At 62.7% G+C, this 23,498-nt stretch carries 24 protein-coding genes and 1 pseudogene; 13 read left to right on the top strand and 12 right to left on the bottom strand.

The window, feature by feature from the left end; all coding sequences use genetic code 11:
* Positions 1–70 precede the first annotated feature (70 nt).
* The 5 genes from B4383_RS08450 to B4383_RS08435 all read right to left on the bottom strand — a co-directional run bounded on the left by B4383_RS08450 (position 71) and on the right by B4383_RS08435 (position 4,176).
* On the bottom strand, positions 71–1,363 hold the full coding sequence (locus tag B4383_RS08450) for a helix-turn-helix domain-containing protein (protein ID WP_078290120.1): 1,293 nt from the start codon (positions 1,361–1,363) through the stop codon (positions 71–73).
* 18 nt (positions 1,364–1,381) lie between these two features.
* The gene (locus B4383_RS26230) at positions 1,382–1,681 is read right to left on the bottom strand and encodes a hypothetical protein (protein ID WP_131805205.1); all 300 of its coding nucleotides are present in this window, start codon (positions 1,679–1,681) and stop codon (positions 1,382–1,384) included.
* Positions 1,682–2,147: 466 nt separating this feature from the next.
* Positions 2,148–3,047, bottom strand: coding sequence for an alpha/beta hydrolase (locus B4383_RS08445; RefSeq protein ID WP_011895462.1), 900 nt, complete (start codon positions 3,045–3,047; stop codon positions 2,148–2,150).
* 52 nt (positions 3,048–3,099) lie between these two features.
* A complete protein-coding gene (locus B4383_RS08440; protein WP_011895463.1) occupies positions 3,100–3,534 on the bottom strand; it encodes a PaaI family thioesterase in 435 nt (144 codons plus the stop codon).
* A gap of 48 nt (positions 3,535–3,582) precedes the next feature.
* Positions 3,583–4,176 carry a TetR/AcrR family transcriptional regulator gene (locus B4383_RS08435; RefSeq protein WP_011895464.1) on the bottom strand — a complete coding sequence of 198 codons (594 nt, stop codon included), beginning with the start codon at positions 4,174–4,176 and terminating at the stop codon, positions 3,583–3,585.
* Between the two features lie 180 nt (positions 4,177–4,356).
* Here B4383_RS08435 and B4383_RS08430 point away from each other — a divergent pair, with 180 nt between their 5' ends.
* The 3 genes from B4383_RS08430 to B4383_RS08420 are packed head-to-tail and all read left to right on the top strand — an operon-like array spanning position 4,357 to position 7,555.
* Complete coding sequence (locus tag B4383_RS08430) at positions 4,357–5,850, top strand: acetyl-CoA acetyltransferase (RefSeq protein WP_067992167.1); 1,494 nt, start codon at positions 4,357–4,359, stop codon at positions 5,848–5,850.
* Positions 5,847–6,944 (top strand): medium chain dehydrogenase/reductase family protein, encoded by a 1,098-nt coding sequence (locus B4383_RS08425; protein ID WP_067992164.1) that lies wholly within the window; start codon positions 5,847–5,849, stop codon positions 6,942–6,944. Before B4383_RS08430 ends, B4383_RS08425 begins: the two co-directional genes overlap by 4 nt.
* A 59-nt stretch (positions 6,945–7,003) precedes the next feature.
* The gene (locus B4383_RS08420) at positions 7,004–7,555 is read left to right on the top strand and encodes a carboxymuconolactone decarboxylase family protein (protein ID WP_011895467.1); all 552 of its coding nucleotides are present in this window, start codon (positions 7,004–7,006) and stop codon (positions 7,553–7,555) included.
* 31 nt (positions 7,556–7,586) lie between these two features.
* On the opposite strand, the gene B4383_RS08415 is transcribed toward B4383_RS08420, so the two are convergent.
* Together B4383_RS08415 and B4383_RS08410 are read right to left on the bottom strand one after the other, a co-directional pair.
* Positions 7,587–8,135, bottom strand: coding sequence for a hypothetical protein (locus tag B4383_RS08415; RefSeq protein ID WP_052537336.1), 549 nt, complete (start codon positions 8,133–8,135; stop codon positions 7,587–7,589).
* Between the two features lie 179 nt (positions 8,136–8,314).
* Entirely contained in the window at positions 8,315–9,184 is an 870-nt protein-coding gene (locus B4383_RS08410) for a metal-dependent hydrolase (RefSeq protein ID WP_011895469.1), read from the bottom strand.
* Positions 9,185–9,259: 75 nt separating this feature from the next.
* Here B4383_RS08410 and B4383_RS08405 point away from each other — a divergent pair, with 75 nt between their 5' ends.
* Positions 9,260–9,928, top strand: a complete 669-nt coding sequence (locus tag B4383_RS08405) for a TetR/AcrR family transcriptional regulator (RefSeq protein ID WP_232783764.1) — start codon at positions 9,260–9,262, stop codon at positions 9,926–9,928.
* Positions 9,929–10,019: 91 nt separating this feature from the next.
* On the opposite strand, the gene B4383_RS08400 is transcribed toward B4383_RS08405, so the two are convergent.
* A complete protein-coding gene (locus B4383_RS08400) occupies positions 10,020–10,661 on the bottom strand; it encodes a TetR/AcrR family transcriptional regulator (protein WP_085981140.1) in 642 nt (213 codons plus the stop codon).
* 137 nt (positions 10,662–10,798) lie between these two features.
* Between B4383_RS08400 and B4383_RS27075 the strand changes: the two genes are divergently transcribed.
* The 5 genes and pseudogenes from B4383_RS27075 to B4383_RS08385 all read left to right on the top strand — a co-directional run.
* Positions 10,799–10,924, top strand: a complete 126-nt coding sequence (locus tag B4383_RS27075) for a hypothetical protein (protein ID WP_255620133.1) — start codon at positions 10,799–10,801, stop codon at positions 10,922–10,924.
* Positions 10,925–11,034: 110 nt separating this feature from the next.
* Positions 11,035–14,121 (top strand): MMPL family transporter, encoded by a 3,087-nt coding sequence (locus tag B4383_RS08395; RefSeq protein WP_067992162.1) that lies wholly within the window; start codon positions 11,035–11,037, stop codon positions 14,119–14,121.
* Between the two features lie 459 nt (positions 14,122–14,580).
* Positions 14,581–14,724 carry a hypothetical protein gene (locus B4383_RS26605; RefSeq protein ID WP_176126413.1) on the top strand — a complete coding sequence of 48 codons (144 nt, stop codon included), beginning with the start codon at positions 14,581–14,583 and terminating at the stop codon, positions 14,722–14,724.
* 69 nt (positions 14,725–14,793) lie between these two features.
* A complete protein-coding gene (locus B4383_RS08390; protein ID WP_078290118.1) occupies positions 14,794–15,378 on the top strand; it encodes a hypothetical protein in 585 nt (194 codons plus the stop codon).
* Between the two features lie 161 nt (positions 15,379–15,539).
* Positions 15,540–16,015, top strand: a pseudogene (locus tag B4383_RS08385) (GNAT family N-acetyltransferase); the annotation flags it as partial.
* Positions 16,016–16,020: 5 nt separating this feature from the next.
* On the opposite strand, the gene B4383_RS08380 reads toward B4383_RS08385, so the two are convergent.
* From B4383_RS08380 to B4383_RS08370, 3 genes are all read right to left on the bottom strand, one after another.
* On the bottom strand, positions 16,021–16,713 hold the full coding sequence (locus B4383_RS08380; protein WP_078290117.1) for a GDSL lipase: 693 nt from the start codon (positions 16,711–16,713) through the stop codon (positions 16,021–16,023).
* 72 nt (positions 16,714–16,785) lie between these two features.
* Positions 16,786–18,012, bottom strand: coding sequence for an acyltransferase (locus tag B4383_RS08375; protein WP_078290116.1), 1,227 nt, complete (start codon positions 18,010–18,012; stop codon positions 16,786–16,788).
* Positions 18,013–18,228: 216 nt separating this feature from the next.
* Positions 18,229–18,690 (bottom strand): very short patch repair endonuclease, encoded by a 462-nt coding sequence (locus tag B4383_RS08370; RefSeq protein ID WP_078290115.1) that lies wholly within the window; start codon positions 18,688–18,690, stop codon positions 18,229–18,231.
* Positions 18,691–18,783: 93 nt separating this feature from the next.
* Between B4383_RS08370 and B4383_RS08365 the strand changes: the two genes are divergently transcribed.
* Positions 18,784–19,779, top strand: a complete 996-nt coding sequence (locus B4383_RS08365) for a DNA cytosine methyltransferase (protein ID WP_078290114.1) — start codon at positions 18,784–18,786, stop codon at positions 19,777–19,779.
* Here B4383_RS08365 and B4383_RS08360 read toward each other — a convergent pair.
* Positions 19,776–20,564, bottom strand: a complete 789-nt coding sequence (locus tag B4383_RS08360) for an HNH endonuclease (protein ID WP_078290113.1) — start codon at positions 20,562–20,564, stop codon at positions 19,776–19,778. The two genes, B4383_RS08365 and B4383_RS08360, sit on opposite strands and share 4 nt — an antisense overlap.
* A gap of 194 nt (positions 20,565–20,758) precedes the next feature.
* Here B4383_RS08360 and B4383_RS08355 point away from each other — a divergent pair, with 194 nt between their 5' ends.
* The 3 genes from B4383_RS08355 to B4383_RS08345 all read left to right on the top strand — a co-directional run bounded on the left by B4383_RS08355 (position 20,759) and on the right by B4383_RS08345 (position 23,430).
* Positions 20,759–21,742 carry a NaeI family type II restriction endonuclease gene (locus B4383_RS08355; protein WP_286143810.1) on the top strand — a complete coding sequence of 328 codons (984 nt, stop codon included), beginning with the start codon at positions 20,759–20,761 and terminating at the stop codon, positions 21,740–21,742.
* Positions 21,743–21,961: 219 nt separating this feature from the next.
* A complete protein-coding gene (locus B4383_RS08350; protein ID WP_078290112.1) occupies positions 21,962–22,567 on the top strand; it encodes a hypothetical protein in 606 nt (201 codons plus the stop codon).
* Positions 22,568–22,605: 38 nt separating this feature from the next.
* On the top strand, positions 22,606–23,430 hold the full coding sequence (locus B4383_RS08345; RefSeq protein ID WP_078290111.1) for a 3-methyladenine DNA glycosylase: 825 nt from the start codon (positions 22,606–22,608) through the stop codon (positions 23,428–23,430).
* Positions 23,431–23,498 lie beyond the last annotated feature (68 nt).

Genomic DNA, 23,498 nt, shown 5'->3' with positions numbered 1-23,498 from the left:
CCTCAGATTCGGCGTGTTCGTCAGTAGACGGCACAGTTACGCAGCAAGGGCGTTCGCGGGACACGAACGACTAGGACCGCCCCAAGGCTTGTGTTGGGTTCAGTGCTACTTCGCCGAGCCAATAGCACATCAGTAGGGCGACCTCGACGTCTAATCGTTCCGCGGCGATCGGGCGACCGCGGCGCTCGAGTGCTCGATTTACGCGATACTTGACGGTATTGGCGTGTATCTGCAATTCGTTGGCGGCGGCTTTGAAGCTGGAACCGGCACGCAAGAACACCCTCAACGTGTCTCGTAGACGCTGGTCCGATGCAGTGTTCTGAGCCAACGGGCCCAGCACATCGTAAATCCATTCCTTCAGAGTCGCGTCATCGGTCATCAGCATCGAGGCCAGGGCCACACCGGGATCTCGTGCAGCGACGATCCGGTGCCGTGAGGAGCCGTCGGCTGCCACCGCGACCACACGGGCCTGCTCAGCCTGTCGGTAGGTGCGGCGGAAGCCTTCAATCCCCGGAAGTGGTTCACCGACGGAAAGTCTTGGGCCGTCAGGTTGAGCCCGGACGAAGTCGCGCAGCTGCGATAAATAGTCCGACGGGCGGTGAACCGTCATCCATGCGCATCCGACGAGGCGGTCGATGGAGAAGTAGACCGATTGCTTCGCTCCAGTGGCGGAGACCGCGTGTTGCATGAAGCGCTCCATGGCGATGAACTCGTCGGTGTCGGCGCCCGCATCTCGGTCGAGCCATACCATGAGAGCCACATGCGTTGCGCCCAAGAAGTACCTCATAGCCGACGACGCTTCGGTCAGGTCTACGTCGCGTCCGTTGAGGATGTCTCGAATGGCTTGTGCACGCAAACTTCGTCGGCGCTCGTCCCACTCCGCGCGTTCAGTCTGATATGTCTCCAAGACCTGCTCAGACATCCAGTCGATGTAGCGGAAAGACACACGGGTGATGTGTTCAATGAGCGCCAATTTCTCCTCGGGCGGTAGGTCCGCGCTCCGAAGGCCAGCGATGATGAGGTTCAATCCATACTGGTGCCCGAGCCTGTATGCCCGCAGCAGCGCGTTGACGGGTACCTCGCGTTGCGCCATCCTCCGGGCGTGTTCAAGGGCGGCCGTCGGTGACTCCATGCGGTCGAACGGGATCGAGTGACGGACGACGGAGAACCAAGTGTCTACGTTCGCGGCGACGGTGTCACTCAGTAGCTCTTTGAGCTGTTGATCGGCAGCGAGTTCGGCAACTTGCTCAATCAGAAGGCCATGTATGGACTCGGGCAATTCTCTGACGAGGTCGCCGAGGTCTCGGAATAGGTGATGAACCGCGTGACCGGGGGTGTCTTGAACTTCGGATGAATCAAGCACAGCTGCGACCGTACTCGATTACTTGTCTTTGCGAGACAACAGACGCCCGCAGGTTCGACCCTTCGAGACATACCGATCGCGGATCCGGGTATCTACGCTGTTAAGGAGCGGTGAGCCACGTTTTACCATTTCAGCAGCCGAACGAGGCATTGCTGTGGGCCACGGCGAACGGATGCGCGTGAAGAGGAAGGCGGAGGCATGAGTTGTCTGCTCGCAATAACCTTGTTTGCGGCCTTCGCGGCCGGAGCAGCCCCATTGCGAGGAACGATCAGCACCGCCCTGGCCGCAATAGACGACTTTCTCGATCGTTTCGGCCACGAAGTTTCCGGAACTGCTCATGCGAAGGAACGCCCGCCGCTCTGACGAGGTGGTCGAATCGGGCGCCGGATATGCCCGCCCGCCTCCCGCATACCGAAGCTGAAGCCTGGATAGCAGTAGGCTGTCCTCTGGACTCGCCCCCGGCCGTCGACTGACTCCAAGATCCCAACAGCAGCGCCGATCTGATCCGGGTCGCCCCGGCGGCGGGTGTGTTCGTCAAGGTGTGCGGGCACTGGTTCGGAGAACTCCGACCGCTCGATCCGACCTGGACAGCGCCCACCAGCAAAATGCTTCGGTTCGAATGATAATTCGGCCCAGGCGATGGTCGAACCATACGGTTTGGCATCGCTGCCTTCGGATGCGCCGATACTGCGCCGCCGGGGTTCCGTTCATGGAGGTAGTTCTGACACCTCGACAACGAACCAGAGTGGCCGGGCCGCGGCCATCGCAGGGCCCTGAAAGACGCTCAGTCCGACGAGTCGTTCAGCGTGCGGTCGAGAAAATCTGCGACTGCCGAAGTGAAGGCGTCGTTGTCGTCGCCCGCAACCATGTGGCCCGTGCCCGAAACGTCGACAGCCTCGGCGTGCGGTACGACTTCGAGGAACTCCTCGACCGACTGCTGCGACGTCACGTCGGAGTGAACGCCGCGAATGAGAAGCGTTGGTGCTCGCACGCGGCGGGCCCCTTCGATGAGAAGGTCGCTTATGGCGCCGAATTCTTTGGCACCAGTTGCTGGGTCGCCCTGCAGGAACTCGAAGTTGGAAGCTATGAACGCCGGATCCCATCGCCAGATCCACCGACCGTCGTCGCGCTGCTGCAAGACCTTTCGGAGACCGTCCAAGTTCTTGGGCCGAGCGCGATGCCGGTTGTACTGGGCAATGACGTCCGCGGCCGCGTCGAGCGTATCGAATCCGTCGGGATGGGCGCCCATGAAAGACACGACGCGGCGTGCTCCGTGAAACTCCATTCGCGGAGTTATGTCGACCAGTACGACGGCTCCCCACAGATCGGCAGGCGCCACCAAATGCGTTCCCAACACCGTCATGCCGCCCAAGGATGCGCCAACGACAGCTGGCGGGCGGCCATCGCTGGCATATCGGCGAATCGACAGCAGGTCGGATGCAAGTCGGTCGAGATCGTATCGACCATCGGGGTCCCACTCGCTGTCGCCGTGACCGCGGGCGTCGTAAGCGACGACGGTATACCCGCGCGCGTGTAAGCGGCGCGCGGTAGTCGCCCAGGCATGGCGGTTCTGTCCACCGCCGTGCAGCAGTATGACGACCGCGCGGGCGGATTCGTGTCGGTAGACATCGGCTGCAAGGGCGGTTCCGTCTTCGTTGCGGACGCGCTCGAACGTTGAGGTCATTTGCTGTGTCCTCGATGGTCGCCTTGGGCAGCGTTCTCGTTCCGCGACCGGATCACGAGGCGCTCTGGGCGACGACGGTCACTGTTCCCTGTGCGGCGCATACCGGGCGTCCCGTATTGGTGATGTCGATCCTGGCGACGCCGCTACGCTTCCCCAGCGCGATGATGTCGGCGACCGCAACGCAGACTCCACTGGACACCGGACGTAGGAGGTTCAGTTTGAATTCGGTTGTGGCCACCCATGACCCAGGTGGGATCACCGGATAGAACACCACGCCCAAGCAGTGGTCGACCATCGCTGACAGGCATCCGCCATGCAGAGTGCCGAAAGGAGTCAACAAATCGGCTCGGGCGTCCATTTCCACTACCAGTCTCCCGGCGGAGAACTCGATGTGGCGGAAGTCCAAGTACTTGGCGAGCCCTCCCGAGGTTCCCCCCGCGTGCTGGAGCTCCTCGGCTATTTGCTTGTTGAACTGGGGGAAGTCCATGGTCAGCGCCTCGTTTCGTTCAGCGATACCGATGCCATCGCTGAGACACTACTCCGCAGTTGTCGCAGCAATGCAACTGTGAGTGTCGGCCAGTAGCGCGGGAAGCAGGAATCGGCGCAAGAAAGCATCGATTCCTTCGGGGCTGCGGTGCCGGGGGCCGCGAACCGCGAGCAAGCTGAGGATGATGCGCAAAATCCATTCGGCGGCGTCATCGACCGAAACGCCGGCTTCGAGTTGATGCCAGTGTGCGGCGAACACGGGTCGCAGAAACTCGGCGACGAGTTCGAACAGCGCCACCGACGTTCCCTCGGCCAGTCCCACGCCGGCGAGTTCATCGTCGCTGGCGAAGAGCATGCCGATTATCGGTTCGCGGCGTGCCGCGCGCACCGTGACTGCAACGAAGTCCAATATGGCAGAGCCCAAGTCGGTGTGCGCCAAGATCCGTCCGCTGGTGCGGTGCAGGTAGCGTTCCGCTGCGCGGACGATGACACCGGATACGACGGATTCGCGACTAGCGAAGTAGCGATAGACCGTGGCGCGCGATACGCCCGCATGCCTGGCGATATCCTCCATCGTGGTGCCCGACAGCCCCTTGCCTTGCAGGCACGTTTCGGCGGCGTCGAGTAGGCGATCGCGCGCCATATCGCGGTTTCGCCCAGGAGTCGCGTCGCCCCGCCGCAACGATCTCTTCGTCACGGGTACGAGTATGCCCTGTCAAGGGACCCGCTCTGTCGAACACCCGCGGTTGTCGCATGGAAACGGATGTGACAATATCGCAGTCGTGTCGCATAGAAGACCTCGACGATGAGCGTGATCTGACCGTTGGCCATCCCACCACGCACTCCGGTTGTCGTCGGCGTCGGTGAACTGACACATCGCGGTGAAGGCACCGTCGATCCCATCGATTTGGCCGCCGAGGCCGCGCGTCGAGCGCTGCATGATGCTTCGGCCGCGATCGGGCATCGCATCGATACCGTGGCGACGCCCGGAATCTTGATGATCCCACGCGACAACCCCGCGTCGAGGATTGCCGAAGCGACTGGGCTGACGCCGGATCATCGCATCAGTTGTCCGGTCGGCGGCAACACCCCCCAGTATCTGGTCGAGGTCCTCGGCCGCCGCATTTGGCGCGGCGTCAGCGACGGGGCTCTGATCGTCGGAGCGGAAAGCGGCGCGTCAGCACGCAAAGTCGCATCCGGTAGCGCACTTTTGGAGCCCAAACCCATCGCAGCACAGGACGAGTCACTCGGTGACACCCGCCCGGGACTGAGCGAAGCCGAGGTGGGCGCCGGGTTACATTGGCCGCACGAGGTGTACCCGATCTTCGAATCCGCGATCGCGGCCCGATCAGGCCGCACATTCGACGAACAGCGCCGCTGGCTGGGTGACTTGATGGCTCCGTTCACGGTTGAGGCGTCCCGACATCTCGAGCAGGCCTGGTTTCCGCGTGCCCGTAGCGCAGACGAGCTCAGCACGGTCTCCCCGGCTAACCGGATGGTGTGCGAGCCGTATCCGAAGCTGCTCAACAGCATCATCGCCGTGGATATGGCTGCCGCTTTCGTGATCATGGCCGCCGAAGTCGCCGAGGAACTCGGAGTGCCCAGTGATCGTTGGGTCTTCCCGTGGTCGTCGGCCACATGCAACGACGTGTATTTCCCGGTTCAGCGGCCTGATCTGGGTCGTTCCGCCGGAATAAGGGCCGCCGGCAAGGCGGTATTGGCGGCCAGTGGACTTCACATCGACGACATTAGATGGTTTGATTTCTACTCTTGCTTTCCTTCCGCGGTCGAGGCGGCGATCGACGCCTTGGATCTCGACCCGGCGGATGACCGCGGGTTCACGGTGACCGGCGGACTGCCCTACCACGGAGGGCCGGGTAACAACTATGTCAGCCATTCGATCGTCGAGATGGTGCGACGCTGCAGGAGCGACCCGGACGCCGTCGGGCTCGTGTCCGGACTGGGCTGGTACATCACAAAGCACTCGCTGGGTCTGTGGTCGGCGACTCCACCGCCAACGGGATGGCAGACTCCGGACATGGCCGATGCGCAGTCTGCGATCGACGGCACCTCCCTCCCGGTCGCTTCTCCCGCCGACGCATCCGGAGAGGCGACCATAGATGGATACACGGTCGTGCACGACCGTGACCAAGGCCCCTCCTGGGTGCCGATTTTCGCGCGCATGACCGACGGCCGCCGCGTCGCGGCGCGCAGTGACGATGCCGAGGTGGCGGTGGCAATGTCACGAGACATGTGCGTCGGACACCAAGTCGCCGTGCGGCAGGCGGACGGACACGTCGAATTCGAACTGTCGTGAACGCCGACGCGCTCGTGCTGACCAAGCCGCGCACCCTTGAACGGCGGCATCTTCCGGTGCCGCGCATCGACGACGAGTCCGGTCTCCTGCGGATCGAGGCGTGCGGGCTCTGCGGAACCGACCACGAGCAGTTCAGCGGACACCTGCCGACGGGGTTCGCCTTCATCCCCGGACACGAGATCATCGGCGTCATCGAGGGAATCGGTGACGCCGCGCGCGAGCGTTGGGGCGTCTCGGTGGGTCAGCGAGTCGCCGTCGAGGTGTTCCGATCGTGTCGGGAGTGCGACTCGTGCGGCCGCGGCGAGTATCGCAGGTGCTCGAGCAACGGCCTCGCCACCATGTTCGGCTTCGTCGACGTGAACATCCCGCCCGGCCTGTGGGGAGGCTATGCAACCCACCTGCATCTGCCGTTCGATTCCATGCCGTTGCCGGTCCCGGACGGACTCGACCCGATCGTCGCGACGTTGTTCAATCCGCTTGGGGCAGGGATCAAATGGGCTGCCATGTTGCCCGAGACAAGCCCGGGCGACGTCGTCGCGGTCCTCGGACCAGGGATCCGCGGGATTTGTGCTGCCGTAGCCGCCAAGGAGGCCGGAGCGGCATTCGTCGCGATGACCGGGGTCGGCCCTCGCGACCGAACTCGGCTAGCCGCAGCCCACCAGTTCGGCGTGGACCTGACCATCGACGTCACCGAAGACGACCCGGCGCAGGCCCTGCAAATGGCGACCGGCCGGCTCGCAGATGTCGTCGTCGACGTCACCGCGAAGGCGCCAGCCGCATTCGCGGACGCCGTCGGACTCGCGCAGCCCGGCGGACGCGTGGTGGTCGCGGGCACACGCGGCGGCGGCGGAGCGCCGGGCTTCGAGCCAGACCTGCTCGTATTCAAGGAACTACGCATCTTCGGTTCGTTGGGGGTCGACTACCCCGCCTACCAGAGCGCCATCGAGCTGCTGGTCTCTAGGCGTTGGCCCTTCGAAGAATTGCACCGCGAGATCACCGGTTTCGCCGGCCTGCCCGGGCTGCTCGACCTTCTGGCCGGCAACGAGCCGGACCGGGTCCCCGCTCTGCACAACGTCTTTGTGCCGATCGCCTGACAGCGCCAACTAGCGCCCAACCGGAAGGATCCACCGTGAGCAGCCAAAGCCGGGTTGACATGCTTGCCCTGACAGATGCCCGCGAGCGCGCCGCTCAATGCGGGATTCCGGACGCCATGGCTGAACTGTCTGTTTTCAGGATCGCGCTTCATCAGCCCCCTGTAGCCGTCGCATTGCATGGAATGCTGGAGGCGTTGCTGTGGAAAGGCGCGCTGGATGCGCGGCTACGGGAGCTGATCATCATGCGAATCGGCTGGGTCACTGATTCGGTCTATGAGTGGACGCAACACTGGAGGGTTGCCCGCTTGCTCGATGTGCCCGAACGCGACCTGCTCGGGGTGCGCGACTGGCAGAACGCCGGCCACTTCGGCGAAGCCGAGCGGGCGGTACTGGCGGCGACAGACGAGACGTTGCGTGACGGCACCATCTCGGATGAAACCTGGGCTGAGTGTCAGCGCGCGTTGCACGGGGACCCGGCCGTCCTCGTCGAACTCGTCGCCGCGATCGGGAATTGGAGATTGTTCTCAGCGCTGCTGCGGTCCTTGCACGTGCCGCTAGAAGACGGCCTCGAAGGATGGCCCCCTGACGGAGTTCGACCCTCCGTTGACTGAAGGGTGATCGGCTCGCCATGTCGACTCCGTGCTATGACTCTGCCCCTAGCACCTGTTGGTCGGGATCTGACGATGTCGAACGGTCGGGCGGTTGCATCTGCAGACGGCGATTCCACCACCGAGGATTGCGCCGGGCCTGAAGACTGAGCCGACGGAATTCCATCCGCTGCAGTCGAAGGAGAACTGGAACACCCAGCAGCGGGACGATCGCACCACGGACCGCACCTCGGCGACCATTCTCCAGCAATCCGGCTACAGCACTGAGCCCCGAAATGTAAAGAATACCGTTGTAAGGCACCAGGATTGGGCCGCATAGTCCTTCGCACTCGGACAGGCTTGGCACACCAAATCTCCAGCGCTTCGGCCAGTGTATGAAGTGAGCCAACACGGTCGTCAGGAACAGGCCGTTCACAACACCGAGGACAGCCTCGTGACGCTTATCGGCACGTTCCGCCATGCGAAGTACTACTGCGGTGCTCATGCCCCAACCCGTCGCTGCCGGCACCGGACCAATCACCGACGCGAACGGCATCGCAACTCCGGACAGCAATTCGTAGAAGACATGCGCGCTCGCTGACACGGCGCCAACTTGTGTGCAGATTTGCCGGGACGTCTTCGGACGCTGACGGGACGGCGGTAATGGCCCTTCCGCCCGCATCAGCGGAATGCCTGAACGCGCGATGCGGCCACGGCGCAACGCACTTCTTCGTGAAGAGGTCGTTCCATATGGCGGCTTTCACCACAAAAGTACTTGTCGACCTACACGTTACTCCGTAGCTGTTGGCCGCCATCGGCGTCGAAGAGTTCCTTGGTCCAACGTTCGAGGATTTCTGCGCTATCCCAGTCGTCGGGATGGAACCCGGCGTGGGTGTAGGAACGGAAGCGCTCAATCGCTGCTCGGCTGAACAGCGGGTTATGACGGAAGGCTCGAAGGCTGCGCAGCAACCGCACCGGGTTGTAGGCGGCACGATCGCCGGCCAGAGAGCGGGTGGTCTGGATGACCAACTCGGTGAACAATAGGAGACTGGCGATCCGCATTCCCCAGACCCTGGTGCGTTCGCTTCCACCGACCGTCTCGTAGACATCGAAAGCGACGGCCTTGTGCTCGCATTCCTCCAGTGCGTGCCAAAGCAGAATCGGCCGCACCTCGGTGTAGCCGATCAGTTCTTGAGCTTCGTCGCTGGTGAGAATGATCTCGGCGAATGTCGCCGTGTAGTGCTCGAGGGCTGCCGTCACAGCCAGGCGCATCTTGGGAGAAAAACGCTTCTCGAGTCGGCCAACCAACTTCTTGATATGCCGATCGATCCCCTCGGTGGGATAGCCCATCGCTTGAAGGCGATCGTTGAGCAGCCGATGCTGGTGCCGGTGGGTGGCCTCTTGAGCGATGAATCCCTTGACCGCCTCCTTCAGGTCAGCGTCGCTGATGTGGTCCCGGTACTCGCGGACTGACCGGATGAAGAAGTCTTCGCCTTCGGGGAACGTGGCCGACAAGGTGGACACAAAGTGGCTCATCACCAAGTCGCCATCGACGAAGTGCTGCCGACTGGTCTCAGCAGGCATGTCGAATCGGACACGGCGGGGCTTCGGGACGACCCGCGTGGTGGGCCGTGTGGACGAATCGTCGCTCATGTTGTTCTCCTGTTGTCATGGGCACTGATGATCTGACTTTACGCCTAGTCAGAATTAGATGGCAAGCTATGCGTTGTGCGATCGGTGCGGGTGTACAGCGGGATGTCCGCCGAGGAGCGTCACCGGAACAGGCGCACGCGTCTCATCGAGGCCGCGATGGAGTTGATCGGCACGCACGGCGTTGCCGCCGCCACGGTGACTGCCGTATGCGCTGAGTCCGGCGTGACGTCACGCTACTTCTATCAGCATTTCCCTGACAGAGACGCCCTCTTGCGAGCTGTCTACCAGCAGCTCTACGCAACCTTCCAGGAGGTGATAGTTGACGCGATCCCCGATGCCGGCGCCCCACCCGAGGTGCTCGCGTACGCGCCGATCCGCGGGCTGGTCAGCATGATCAACAATGATCCTCGACTGGGTCGGATCTTGTTCGTGGAATCTGCAACGGAGCCGCTGCTTCGGGAGTTACGCAGCGACATGATGACCGGTTTCACCGACCTCGTATTGCGTGAGGCCAGACTTCACCTTGACATCGCCGACTCCGCAGTGGGCGTTGCCCATTTGGCCTCGACATTGGGTGTGGGTGGGTTATTCGAAGTCTTGCGCCGCTGGCTCGACGGAGAACTCGAGTTCACCACCGATGAACTCGTTCAGCACTGCGCAGGTTTCCTGGGCAGCCTCGGCAGCTATGTGCTGCTGCAGAACGCAGTCGAGTCGGCCACGACCAAAGCCAAACCTCAGAGTTAGCTTCTGGCGCCTCCCGGCCGCGCTTCGCGAATGTCGAGGTGCCTCCGCTTGCTTCATTCCGGACTGAACACATGAACGCCGCTGTACAACATTAGAGGCCAGCGTCGTCGACCAAATAACGTTCGGCGAGCGTCTCGGCAAGCCGACTCGTGTGCTCCACGATCTCCCCCTGGATGACGTCAAGCAAACCTGCATGCCATGCGGTGATCAATTCGACGAAGCCACCAACGGCCACCAGTGTGTCCATCCGAAGGGCGGTTTCATCGGCTTCCGGCCTCAGGTGTGGCTCACTGGCTGCGATCACCAGGTGTGTCGCCTCCTGCAGTGCGACAGCGCGCCGATCCTGAAGCGGGGAACTGCCCACGTGTTGAGCCAGTAGAATCTTCGCCCTGCCCGGATCCTCTGCAATCCGGTCGACCACCGCGGCGATGGTCACGCGGATGGTCTCCATCGGCGGCTGCCCGATGCGTTCTGCGAGCGTCGCAGAAACCTCACCGAGCATCTCGTTGCGCACGCCGTCCCATGCAGCGACAAGTAACTCGTCGCGGGTCTTGAAGTCTTCGTAGAAGTAACGGTCGTTCAGGCCGGTTTTGGCGCACACTCCTCTCATCGTGACTGCTGCCCAACCGCTTTCACTCCAGATTTCCGTCGCGGCATCAATGAGGCGCTGACGGCGCTCCGCCCGGCGTTCAGCACCGGTACGCCCGCCCCATCTCTTCGACCGCGTCCGCACATGTCCATCTTGGCAAGCCACAGTAGGTCGCAACACTTTGGTAGCATCCGCCCCCAATGGGGGCGCGTGCCACCATAGGACTCCGCGGAGGGCAGCGATTGACGATCAGAACGCTCAAACTTCGAGTTCTCAGAGACGTGGCAGCGGCTGTCGTCATTCCCGCCCCCAGCAGTGATCGTGCGGCACTGGCGACGGTGGCGGTAGGAGGCGCCCTGCACGCCGTGCAGGTATTCGCGGCCGACTGGCCCGCCGCAATCCCGTAGGGAGTCGACTCATGACGCTCTTGAGCGAGGCCCCCACCGGTCGCCGTCACCACTTGCACTACGTGCGGTAGCGTACCGATACCGGCAGTATCGCTACCAGTGGAGGCCAAGTGACCGACGGCAGTGCAGATGCCCCAAGCCAGGCCAAGCGGCCTGGTCGGCGCGCCAACGGATCCACCGACCCGGCCGACACTCGCGAGTACAGCGAACGGTTGGCGACCCTGGCCCGGTTCACCCTCCGACACAAAGCGCTCGTCATCGGGGTATGGCTAGGCGCCGCGGTGGTTCTCGCGCTGCTGTTCCCACAGCTGGAAACCGTGGTGCGCCAACAGTCGGTGGACCTCATTCCTCGCGACGCCCCGTCCTTGCAGACGGTTGACCGCATGAGCGCCGCGTTCGGCGAAGAAGGCTCGAAAACCATGGTGTTCGTCGCCATGGAAGACCCCACTGGCTTGACTCCAACTGCACGGCAGCGCTACGGCGAACTCGTGCGCCGGTTGCAGGCCGAGGGCGACCACGTCCTGCTGGTGCAGGACCTGCTGGCCGATCCGATTACCGAAGCTCAGGCAGTCAGCGCCGACCGCAAAGCCTGGTATCTGCCCGTCGGTGTCACCGGCACCCTCGGAGACCCCACGGCAGCCGAATCCTTGAACGCGGTGCGCGACATCGCCGCGGAGGTGTTCACCGGATCGACCACGACCGTCCAAGTGACGGGACCACCGGCGACCTTCAGCGACATGATCGCCTCCGCCGAGCACGACCTGCTGTTGATCTCGATCGCTACCGCCGGCGTGATCGCCCTGATCTTGCTGATCGTCTACCGGTCAGTGTTCACCGCGCTGTTGCCACTGCTGGTAATCGGGTTGAGCCTGGCGGTTGGGCGCGGCGTGCTATCCGCCCTCGGCGAGATGGGCATGCCGGTCTCCCAGTTCACCGTCGCATTCATGACGGCGATCCTGCTCGGCGCCGGAACTGATTACACAGTTTTTCTGATCAGCCGGTACCACGAGCAGCGCCGCGCCCAAGTACCCGCCGATCAGGCGATCATCCACGCCACCGCCAGCATCGGGCGCGTCATCCTGGCGTCCGCCGCCACCGTGGCACTCGCGTTCTTGGCCATGGTCTTCGCGCGGCTCAGCGTCTTCGCCGCCCTGGGCCCCGCGTGTGCCATCGCCGTGCTGTTCGGATTTCTGGCGACCGTCACCCTGCTGCCACCCGTGCTGTCGCTAGCCGCCAAACGCGGCATCGGTGAACCCAAATCCGATCGCACCCGCCGCTACTGGAACAGCGTCGCCGTCGCCGTGGTCCGCCGTCCGGTGCCACTGCTGATCGTCAGCCTGGCCATCCTGCTCGCCCTGTCGGCAGCCGCTGCGACCATCAAAATCAGCTACGACGACCGCAAGGGACAACCAGACACCACGGCCAGCAACCAGGGCTACCAACTTCTGGACCGCCACTTCCGCAAGGACGTCGTCATCAGCGAGTTCCTCGTCGTAGAGAACCCGACCGACATGCGGACCGGGAGGGGGCTGGCCGATCTCGACGAGATGGCCTCTCGCGTCTCCCAGATCCCCGGCGTCACCAGGGTGTCCGGAGTCACCCGCCCCACCGGGGAGCGCCTCGACCAAGCAGAACTGGCCTGGCAGAACGGCCAGATCGGCGAGAAAATGGCCGGCGCGGTCGCCGAGGGCAACTCACGCAAGGACGACCTCGCCAAACTCACCGGCGGCGCCGACCAGCTCGCCGACGGCCTCGCCCAACTCGATGGCACGGTGCGCACCGCCCTCGCGCCACTGGCCGGAATCCTCACCCAAGCTCAATCCGCGGGAACTCAGGTCAACCAGTTCCGCCCACTGCTGCAACAACTTTCCGCCACCGCCCCCGCCGTCGACCAAGCCATCCAATCCGGCCCAGGACTGCGACCGCTGGCCAACCAGGCGCAGAACGCGATCACCCAGCTCGATCCACTCGTGGGCGCGCTCAACACCTCACCGTGGTGTGCCGCCACCCCGCAGTGCGCCCAAATTCGTGACCAGGTGAAGATTTTGGTCAGCCTGCGCGACAGCGGATTCTTCGACCAGATCGCCGACCTCGGGGACCGCTACGATCCCGCGACCAATGCCACCGTTGGTGGCACCCTCTCCAACGTCCAGAACGCAGTCGCCTCGCTGGACAAGGCATTCGGAGCCCTCGGTGACCCCGCCGACCTAGCCACCAATCTCCGCCGATTGCAGGAGGGAATCGGACAGCTCGCCTCCGGCGCTCAAGCACTCGCGACCGGTGTCCGCACCCTCGCCGACAGCAACATCGAAATGCTGTCCGGTATGAGCCAGATCGCCACCCAACTACAGAATTCCTCACGCGCAGCGGCGGACTCCGACTCCTCGAGCGGTTTCTACTTGCCCGCTAATGCATTCGAGAACCGGCAATTCACCGATGTTGCCAAGCAATTCCTCTCACCGGACGGCAAGACCGCGCGGTTCATGATCGAAAGCAGCCACGACCCTTACAGCGTCGAAGCCATGGAGCTCGCCAGCCGCATCACCGACACCGCCAACACCGCACGACCCAACACGTCGCTCGCCGACGCCACCGTATCCGTCGCCGGCTTCCCCGCCGTCAACTCCGATATCCAACGATTCCTATGGGCCGACTTCGCACAACTGGCCGTCGCCACCATAATCATCGTCGGCGTCATCCTGGTCCTACTGCTGCGCGCACTCCTGGCACCGCTCTACCTCTTAGGCACCGTCGTGCTCAACTACCTCGCCTCGCTCGGCATCGGCGTTGTGGTATTCCAATGGGGACTGGGCTACGAAATCGCTTGGCCCGTACCATTACTGGCATTCATCATCCTCGTCGCCGTCGGCGCCGACTACAACATGCTGCTCGTCTCACGGCTCCGCGAAGAATCCGGGACCAACATCCGCGTCGGCGTCCTGCGCACCGTGGCAAACACCGGAGCCGTCATCACCTCAGCTGGTCTGATATTCGCCGCCAGCATGTTCGGCCTCATGGTCGGCTCAGTCGCAATCATGATCCAAGCCGGCCTCATCATCGGCTTCGGATTGCTGCTCGATACCTTCCTCGTGCGCACCCTCACCGTGCCCGCCATCGCCACACTTCTACGCGAAGCCAGCTGGTGGCCTTCCAAAGCAACGCGGACCCCAGTAGCTGACACCGCCACGCAGAAATAAGGAGCAACGCACTACTAGTGGAAGCGAGGAATGCGAGGAACGCGAGGTCCATTCGCAGACGTGATCTTTGGTTGCGGATCCGTCGTGATCTGGTGTTGCAAGCCCGTCGAGTAAGCGTCCAAACTGACATCCTGATTTCAAGGTTCCCGCTCTCGGTAAATCAAAGGCGGCCTTGACCACCAAGGTGTCTCAGTCCGCAGGCAGTCCGCAGTAGATTTTCGCGACTCCTGCGCGCGCCAACCCACCCAATGCAGCTGAGCTGGGAAAACTTACGCGGGCCAACGTACCCAACGTCATCAAAACCCCAGGTGGCGTGGTTCGGGACGAAGAGGTCGTGGGTTCGAATCCCGCCACCCCGACGCTGGAAGTAAGGCCCTGACCAGGGAATACCAGGTCAGGGCCTTTTTCATACGCATGGCGGAGCAGCGCGTTACCCCACGACCGTGACATGGTGGAGATATGGCCGTCTCTGAACTCGCGTCGAATCCTGTCGCTCTCGCGGCCATTGCCATCGGTCTGCTTCTCGTGTGGAAGCTGCGCAAGGCCGTGATGCTGATCGGCGTGCTGGCAGGGCTGGTGCTCCTGATCGCGATGTACCGGTAACAGCTAAGCAGGAGCACGACATTTCATTCGGTAAGGTTTTTGACAAAACCCGACGATGGGAGCTTTCAGATGAAGAATCGCCTTATGGGCGCTGGCGTGATCGCGCTGGCAGCCGCACTCAGCGGACCGGCGCTGGCCGCCGCCGCCCCTGCCGATGAGCAGCAGGTCCGGCAGATCATTTCCGGCGAGGCTTCGGCTATCAAGTCGCTCGACAACGCCACGCTCTCGACATTCTTCTGCGACAAGTACCGGGGCACGATCGCCTCGAAGTCCGCCGAAGACCAGATCCCCCCGATCAGTGAAATCTCCGGCTACGGACCCGGAATGATCAGCGCGGTCGCCTCGGCGGCAGGGGTCTCCGGCCCCACCACCCAGGCGCTGACCACCGCGATCCAGAACAACGACGACAAGGCCTACCGGACTTCGTTCCGCAACGCGGCGCGCGAGGTGCTCTCCGGCGTCACCTACAACGTCTCGGACATCAACGTCACCGGGCCGACTGCGACCGCGGCAGTCACCGCGCAGGGTCACGACGTAACCGCCAACCAGCAGCGTGAGTTCGTGCAGGAGAACGGAAAGTGGAAGGACTGCACCGATCCGGAGAAGCGAGCCGAGACCTCGGGCAATCCCCTGCTGACGTCGCTGCTGCACTGACGCGTTAGAACTTCAGAACTAGATCAGGCCGCCTGCGTCCCCCGGGACGTAGGCGGCCTGATTCATGATGACTCACCGCAGTATTCGTGGCGCCACCCCATCCCGGTATCTGCTCTGGATCCGTTTGGGCCATATCGATTACCTCAAACAAGATAGAGCCGATGCCTGATTTCTCCCCGATCATCACCGATTTCTGGCGCAGCTCCCTGGGTCGCGGCACCGTCGGCAAAGCGATGAGAACTTCCAGCTCGCCGTCTACTCCAACCTCGACGAGGACAGCCAGCTGATGGTGCTGTGCACGGTGGCCGGCAAGACCGGCGTCGCGCTCGTTCCGGAACTCGCCAAGCGCGTCGGAATCAACGGCGCCCAAACAATTTCGGAGTCCGACTTCTGGGACAACCTGGACAACGCAGGCATCGCAATGCACGATGCGGACAACCTGTTCTACTTCACCGACGACGCCCGCGCCGCACTCGCGGCCGAGGTACCAACCGGAGATATCCGTCGGCTGACGGCGGACGACGCAGCCATCTTCGCAGCGTTCGAATCGGTTGCCTTGGAACAGGACCTGGATAGTGCCCAGGTGGAGCTGGATCACTGGGCGGTGTTCGGTTCCTTCGATAACGGCCGCCTGGTCGCAGACTAAAGCCGACGGGTCAGCCGCGTGCCGATGAGCGGGGCGATCTTGTCCGCCATGTAGGCGTGCCCGGCATCGTTGGGGTGCACGCCATCGGAGCCGATCAGCTCCGGACGCCCGACGAACCACCGTTCGGCCAACGGGTCTACCCAGGATGCGCCGATCGCGTGGGCCTCGCCGTACAGGATGTCGCGCAGCTGCAGCACCACGTCGGGGACATCGGCCGTCGGCCAGGGTGGGCCGATCACCAGCAGCTTGGCCGCCGGAGCCATCCGCCGTGCCGACGCCAGCGTGTTGCGGGTCGCCTCGGCGTACACATCGGGATCAACGCCCTGGTCATTGCGCGAGCCAAAGAACACCACGAGCTCGTCGTCGGGATGCACTACCCGGCCGGTGAGGTCGGCGAAAACGCTGCCGTGGTCACCGCGCACGCCGTATCCGGCGCGTCCTTCGGCCGCGACATCTGCAGTAACCCGGACACCTTCACGGCTCAGCATCCGCCAGGTCAGCGATGTCCACGATTTGGCGCCCAGCCCGCCTTCCCTGGTGCCGGTGGTGTACGAATCGCTGACCACCGCGACATGGTTCAGCCCGGAACCTAAGTAGGCGAGTCGGTAGGAGCGCGCCGGTGCGGGCTGTGGGGCAGCCACACCGAAGAGAAACGCGCATGCGATGACGAACGCCGCCAGACGGACCACTGCTACCTCCACTGTCCCCAGCATTTTACGGGCCCTCAAACCCGACTGCGGCACAGCGTTATTCGTTTGAAACTAACGGCGCGTTACGGTGGTCGACACCGGCTCCTGCTCGGCACTCGCGGGGTGTTTCTGACCGTTATGGGCGGAGTGATCGGTGACCGCCGGCTTGGTGACGCCAATCATGCTGCGCATCCAGCGTCGCCCCGGCTCCTCTACCCAGTGATAGAGACACATGGCGAGCACGACGGCCAGCGCCAACAAACCGAGCATGATCCATCCGCCGCCCGGGTCCGTGAGTGAGAGCTCGAACTGCTTGGCCGCCCAGATCCACGCCGTGTGCACGAGCTCATGCACCATGTAGAGCCCGAAGGAGATCTGTCCGCCGTAGACCATCACCCGCGTCGAGAGCAGGACCGGCAACGAGCCGACGCCCACCGACAGGGCCATGACCAGTGGCACGAACAGAACGTCGACCAGCCCACTGCTATCGGTGACGTGCGAGATCGGGTTGGCGTCCAGGTAGTAGAGAGCACCCACGATCACGACGATCATCAGCAGCGCGAGGTAGCCGGCCGCCTGGCGTGCGCGGTGTGTCAGGCGCAGCCGGCTCACTGCCGCGCAGGCCAGCGCACCCGCGGTGAACTGCATGACGATGCGCGGCAACCAGCTCCATGGTGTGTAGAACTGACCCGTCAGCAGCAGCATGATCACCGGCGGCATCGACGCGACGACGGCCAGGACCATGAGGCTGCGAGCCCTGGTGGCGTGCGCCATACGGAAGACAACCAGAATCAGGGCGCCGAATAGTAGATACGCCAGCCATTCCGCGCTGATCGACCAGGCAGGTCCGTCCCAGCTGGAGCCATCGAAGAACGGCTGGAACCACAGCTGCACCAGGAAAAGCTGACGCACATAGCTGACGGCATTGAATCCGCTGGTGACATCGCTCTCGGGCGGAATGTGGCCGACGTGCATGGTGAAGATCAGCCACAGGGCAGCCAGATGCAGGGTGACCAGGTAGACGGGCCACACCCGGGCCAGGCGCAGCCACAGGAAATGCAGCGTTTCGCGGGTCGACCAGGTGTGACCCATGCGGTCGAGGTAATTCCAGGTGAGGACGAACCCGCTCAGAATGAAGAAAAGATCGACGCCCTGAGCGCCACAGTTGAGGACGGGGGCGAGCGCAGAGCGGAATCCGGGGACGGATTCCTCCAGCAGCGGGCGGAAGTGGAAGAGCACAACCCAGAGCGCGGCGATGATGCGAAGTCCCGTGAGGGCCTTAATCTCTCCGCCGCGCACAACTCTCTCCGTCAGGCTCGTTACCAGCTCTTTCGCGCTTCCTTGCGATCAACCGGTCGAGCACGCCTCCCCGCGACCCAATTCCGGCGTTCTTCGGAGACTAACAGCGCAAGCTGCCAACGCCTGAATCTCGGACATGGCGCGTGTGTGGGCGTACCGGCTCTCGGTGGCCTTCAACACCTGCCAGGTGCTTAGTCGACCGGCCCGGCGCCCCGCTCAACGCATTGGTACCGAAAGCGACTCCGCTATGGCGCTGACCGCCGACGCCACCGGCTCATGCTCCCAGAATCGGAGAACGGTCCATCCTGCTTCTTCCAACGCAGTTGTCTGCTGGCGATCCCGCCTGGCGTTGCCCTCGAGCTTCGGCGACCAGTACTCGCCGTTCACTCTCGGCTGACGGCCATGCTCAGGGCAGTTGTGCCAGAAGCATCCATCAACAAAGACCGCGACTCGCCGTCTCGTAAAGGCAACATCTGGCCGGACGAGCAGTTCACCGACGCGCACCGGATAGTCCTTACGAAATCGATAGCCCAGGCGGTGCAGGGCTGAGCGAAGTCTCAACTCGGGTTTAGTGTCCTTTCGGCGGACTGCAGCCATGTTGCGTGACCGGCCCGACGAAGTGACATACACCTCTGTGCCTGAAGACCGCGGCGCGCCTGCAAGACTCGGCCTCTCCATGTGAATACGGTACGTCTAAGGCATTTGACGTACCGGCCGCGTTCGGCTACCGTCTTTTCATCGAACAAGTGTTCGAGCGATCGGAGGCAGCGCGTGACAACCGGCTTAACTTGCCTGGAGATCTGCGCAGGGGCCGGTGGTCAGTCGCTAGGCTTGCACCTGGCAGGGTTTAATCACACCCTTGCCGTCGAAATCGACTCTGACGCATGCCAAACACTGCGCCTCAATATGCCGAAATGGGATGTTCACGAGGGTGACGTCCGTGAAATCAACGGACGCGACTATCGCGGCATCGATCTGTTTGCTGGCGGGGTGCCATGCCCACCGTTCTCAATCGCAGGTAAGCAGCTTGGCGAAAATGACGAGCGCGATCTATTCCCGGAAGCATTGCGGCTAATCGAGGAGACACAACCGAAGGTTGTGATGCTGGAAAACGTTCGCGGCTTGTCTACTGCAAGGTTTCAGTCGTATCGGAGCGCCATCCGTGGGCGCCTGGACGACCTCGGCTACAGATCGGACTGGCAGGTGTTGAATGCAAGCGAGTATGGAGTCCCCCAGCTTCGTCCTCGTTTCATACTGGTTGCGGCAAAGCCTGAGTATTTTGGACGCTTCAAATGGCCGGCACCCATCGGCACGCCTCCTACCGTCGGCGATGTCCTGCTTCCATTGATGGCCCGCGACGGCTGGTCGGGTGCGGAAGACTGGGCAGAGCGTGCCCAAGGAATAGGTCCAACGATCGTCGGCGGCTCACGAAAGCACGGTGGTCCAGATCTCGGGCCAACGAGAGCTCGCGCGGGCTGGCTTGAGCTTGGCGTTGACGGCAAAGGAATAGCCAACTTCGGGCCAGATCAGCTGACGCCCACTAATCACCTACCGCGACTAACACTCGAAATGGCCGCTGCGGTACAAGGTTTTCCCGAATACTGGAAGTTCTACGGGCGTAAAACTGCGGCTTATCGACAAATCGGGAACGCCTTCCCTCCCCCCGTCGCTGAAGCCGTCGGATTGCAGATTCGATCTGCAATCACAGGCAAGGCCGTGAGGCGACGGCGAAGCGGCAGCAGCTTGCGTCAAATCGCAAGTGCTTAATGGGCATCAAGGCCCGCGAGCTGTTTGATCGATAGTCTGATCTTTTCTTGGTCGCCCGGAGACAACTGTCTATAGCGATCGTAAATCTCTTCCGCAGCGCCACGGATGTGGCGCTGCGCCTCGATCCATTGCGCCAGCCGCACGCGGTCCATCTTCCTGAGTGTCCGGATTGCTGTTTCAACTTCTTCAGGCGACTCAGGCTTCTTGCCATCAGACCGGATCGGCTCGTTGCAATCCGAGCATTCGGTGCGCAGATTGCGTACATCGACACCGCCGCCATAATCGTTAGACAACACATGGCCCACGGTGAGAGCAACTGTCTTGTCGGGGTTGCCGATGCGCGGCTCGTTGCTGCCGGCACCGCATACGACACACCGCCAACCGTCCCGGTCAAAGACCGCCCGCTGCTTCCGCTTGCTGATTGTCGTCTTCTTCGGACGATCTTCTCCACAACCGGGGTGCCAGCCAATCTTGTCAACGCGATACTGCTCCGGCTCAAGACTAGGATCGTACTTTCGAGACGGGATGACCCACCCGTCCTTGTCTCGTAGCTGACGCAGACGCCGCTGGAAGTGTTCATCAGCGTTGGGTGTGTCGGGTTCACCGAGCGCAGATCTCCCTTCCTTTGTCGTGAAGGTTTCCCCAACGCGCTTGTTGAACCGGAGCCACGCAGCGAGTTTCCGTTCGACGCCAAACAGCTGCTTCTCACGACCGGGTGCGACTGTCAGCTCCCACCACAGCACGCCATTCGGTGCGTACGCCTCGTTCGGGTAGTCAGCCACCATTTTGTCCCCCTACGTTGATTCATTTCCGTCACGCCGCCGCCAGATGCCAGATGCCAGATGCCAGATGCCAGATGCCAGATGCCAGATGCCAGATGCCACGGAGACTAACGCGAGCAGTTGTCATCCGAAAGGGTGCGTTAATCAACGCGGCCGAATAATCTCGCCCCATCGTGCACACACTATTGGGGGCTCACTTGACGACTACTCCGTTCAACGAATCACCAACGATCGGCGACGACCTCGAACTCGACACAGTGGAAGCTGCCCTATATCGCCTGGATCCGGCGGGGGAACGAGTGTCCGCCGTGCTGCGCAATACCTTCGATCAACTCTACGACGGGCAGCACACCGGACGGTGGAACTTCAACGATCTCCACAAGACCGAAAAGACCCATATGGGGACGCTGGTCGAGATAAATCTGCACCGCGAGTTCGACTTTGATGACGGAGAAAAGACCGACTATCGCATCGCCGGTGTTCAGGTTGACTGCAAGTATTCGATGAAGCCATTCGGTTGGATGCTGCCACCCGAGGTTATTGGGGAGATCGCGCTCCTCGTGACGGCAGATGACGAGCGATCGACATGGAGAGCCGGTCTTCTACGTATCACGCCTGAACTAACGCGAGGAAGCCAGAATCGGGACGCTAAGACATCACTTTCGCCCGTCGGCCGCAAGAGAGTCCGTTGGCTGTGGCCAGACCATTCGAGGTTGGCGCCCAACCTATTCCATCAACTTGATGCCGTGACACGCGACGCGATCTTCAGCGCCAAAGCAAGACGCGGAAACCAACATGGACAGGCTCGGGTCAACGAACTGTTTCGCCGAGTGCACGGCCGAGTCGTCCGCAGGGCCGAACTCGCCACGGTCGCCCAGCAAGACGACTTCATGAAGCGAGCGCGCGGTAACGGCGGTGCACGCACTGCGTTGCGGCCCGAGGGAATACTCGTTCTCGGTCATCAAGACAACGACCCTCTCGTCGCGAGAGCTCTCGGTCTCCCGGTTCCCCGAAAAGGTGAACTTGTCGCGACACGCGTAATTTCTCCGCGGCCTGACCGAGACGATCCGATCGCAGAGATCAGCAGCGAGTACTGGGCAGTCGCGCACAACGGCGATCATGTAACCGAGGCGCCCGAGATACCGCGGGGCAAAGAGAAATTCCAGCCATCATGGTCATGATCCAGAGCTCGGGTGCTCCAAACACCCTTTGGCGGCCGCTCCGGATATGCGAGTCGACAGCACGACGTGCAACGCACATGGGCCGAGCAAAAGGCGAGGCAGCCTATTCGTCTCCACTTTCACCCATCGGCTATCCGAACAGCTGTCACCTCCGGCCATCCCATCCGGCACACTGGCAGGGAACGCCATGACCGCCGCCGCGCTAGGACAGACACACAGATGACGCAACCGCAGTACCCCCACGGCCAGTTCCAGCAGCCTCAGCCGCAGTTCCCGGGCTACCCGCAGCCTGACCAGTATGGTCAGCCCCCCGGCGGGTACTTCCCAACCCCAAAGCCGCCCCGGCCACCGATGTCCCCGCAGCAGAAGGCCCTGGCAGTCGTCGGCGGCTCGCTCGGCATCTTCCTAATCGCGCTACTGGTGCTCGGCCTCACCACCACCAACTCCAGCACCCAGAGCACCCGCACGTCCGCCAACGATCAGATCGTCGACGCGCCACGCTCCTCGGGCGCCAACAAAGACGAGGACATCAAGCAGATCAAGCAGACGATCTCCGGGATGGCCGAGGCCGCCAAGGCCAACGACTTCAAGAAAATGCTCACCTTCTTCTGCGCCAAGTACCGCGAGGCATTCAAGGACATCGCGGGCAGCGGCCAAGCTCCCGATCTCAATGCCTTGACCAAGGCCGATAATGGCCCGTCGAAAATCACTGGTCTCGAGATCGATGGCGATACCGCCGTCATTCACATCACCGACGCCAAGGGCAAGCACGACATCGAGTTCAAGAAGGAGACGGGCGGCTGGAAGTTCTGCCCGGGGGCCTAGCAGCTCCACTCACCCGCGAGTGGATTCCACCGTGGCCGTTGGATATTCGCCGCACCCTCGGCATTCACCGCCGCGGGTCGGCCGACCCGACATATCGCGTATCCCCCGGAGGATCCATCACCCGAGGCTCGTATACGCCGGATGGCCCTGGCGTGCTGACGATCTCGCGTGAAGACAAGACCGTCGTCGGCCACGCCTACGGTGACGGCGCCGAATGGCTGCTCGACCGCCTTCCACGACTACTGGGCGCCGACGACGAACCCGAGGCACTCACACCAAAACACGACGTCATCACCCGGCTGGTCCAGGGCGCGAAAGGCGTCCGTCTCGGCGCTAGCGATCGCGTCTGGGAAGCCCTCGTCCCCGCTGTGCTGGAACAGAAGGTGCCCGGCGCGGAGGCCTGGCGCGCCTGGCGCTATCTGATCAACCATGTCGGTACCGATGTGGGTGGCGCCAAGGTCCCACCGCCCCAACGGGAATGGCTCGACATCCCATCGTGGGAGTGGCACAAGTCCGGTGCCGAGCCGGTCCGCATGCGCACCATCCGTATCGCTGCCACCGTCGACGTGGAAACCAAACCGGAGCACCTGACCTCGATCCACGGAGTCGGACCGTGGACCGAGGCCGAGATCCGAGCACGTGCGCTCGGCGATCCCGACGCCGTCCCCGTCGGGGACTACCACATCGCCGGACAGGTGGGCTTCGCGCTCACCGGCCACAAAACTGACGACGCCGGCATGCTGGAACTCCTGGAACCCTATGCCGGGCAACGCTATCGCGTGATTCGGCTCATCGAGCTAGCGGCACCCAAGCCAGAGCGGCGCGGATCACGGATGCCGGTCCGGGACTACCGCAACTTCTGACATCCGACAAGCGGTTCGTCAAACTTGTGGATAGCCATCGTGGTTGTGGACAACCCCGGCCAGCTGTC

The organism is Mycobacterium sp. D16R24, assembly GCF_002013385.1.
Taxonomy (GTDB): Bacteria; Actinomycetota; Actinomycetes; order Mycobacteriales; family Mycobacteriaceae; genus Mycobacterium.
Note: the sequence above shows the minus strand (reverse complement) of the source record. Positions and strands in the feature narration are given on the sequence as shown.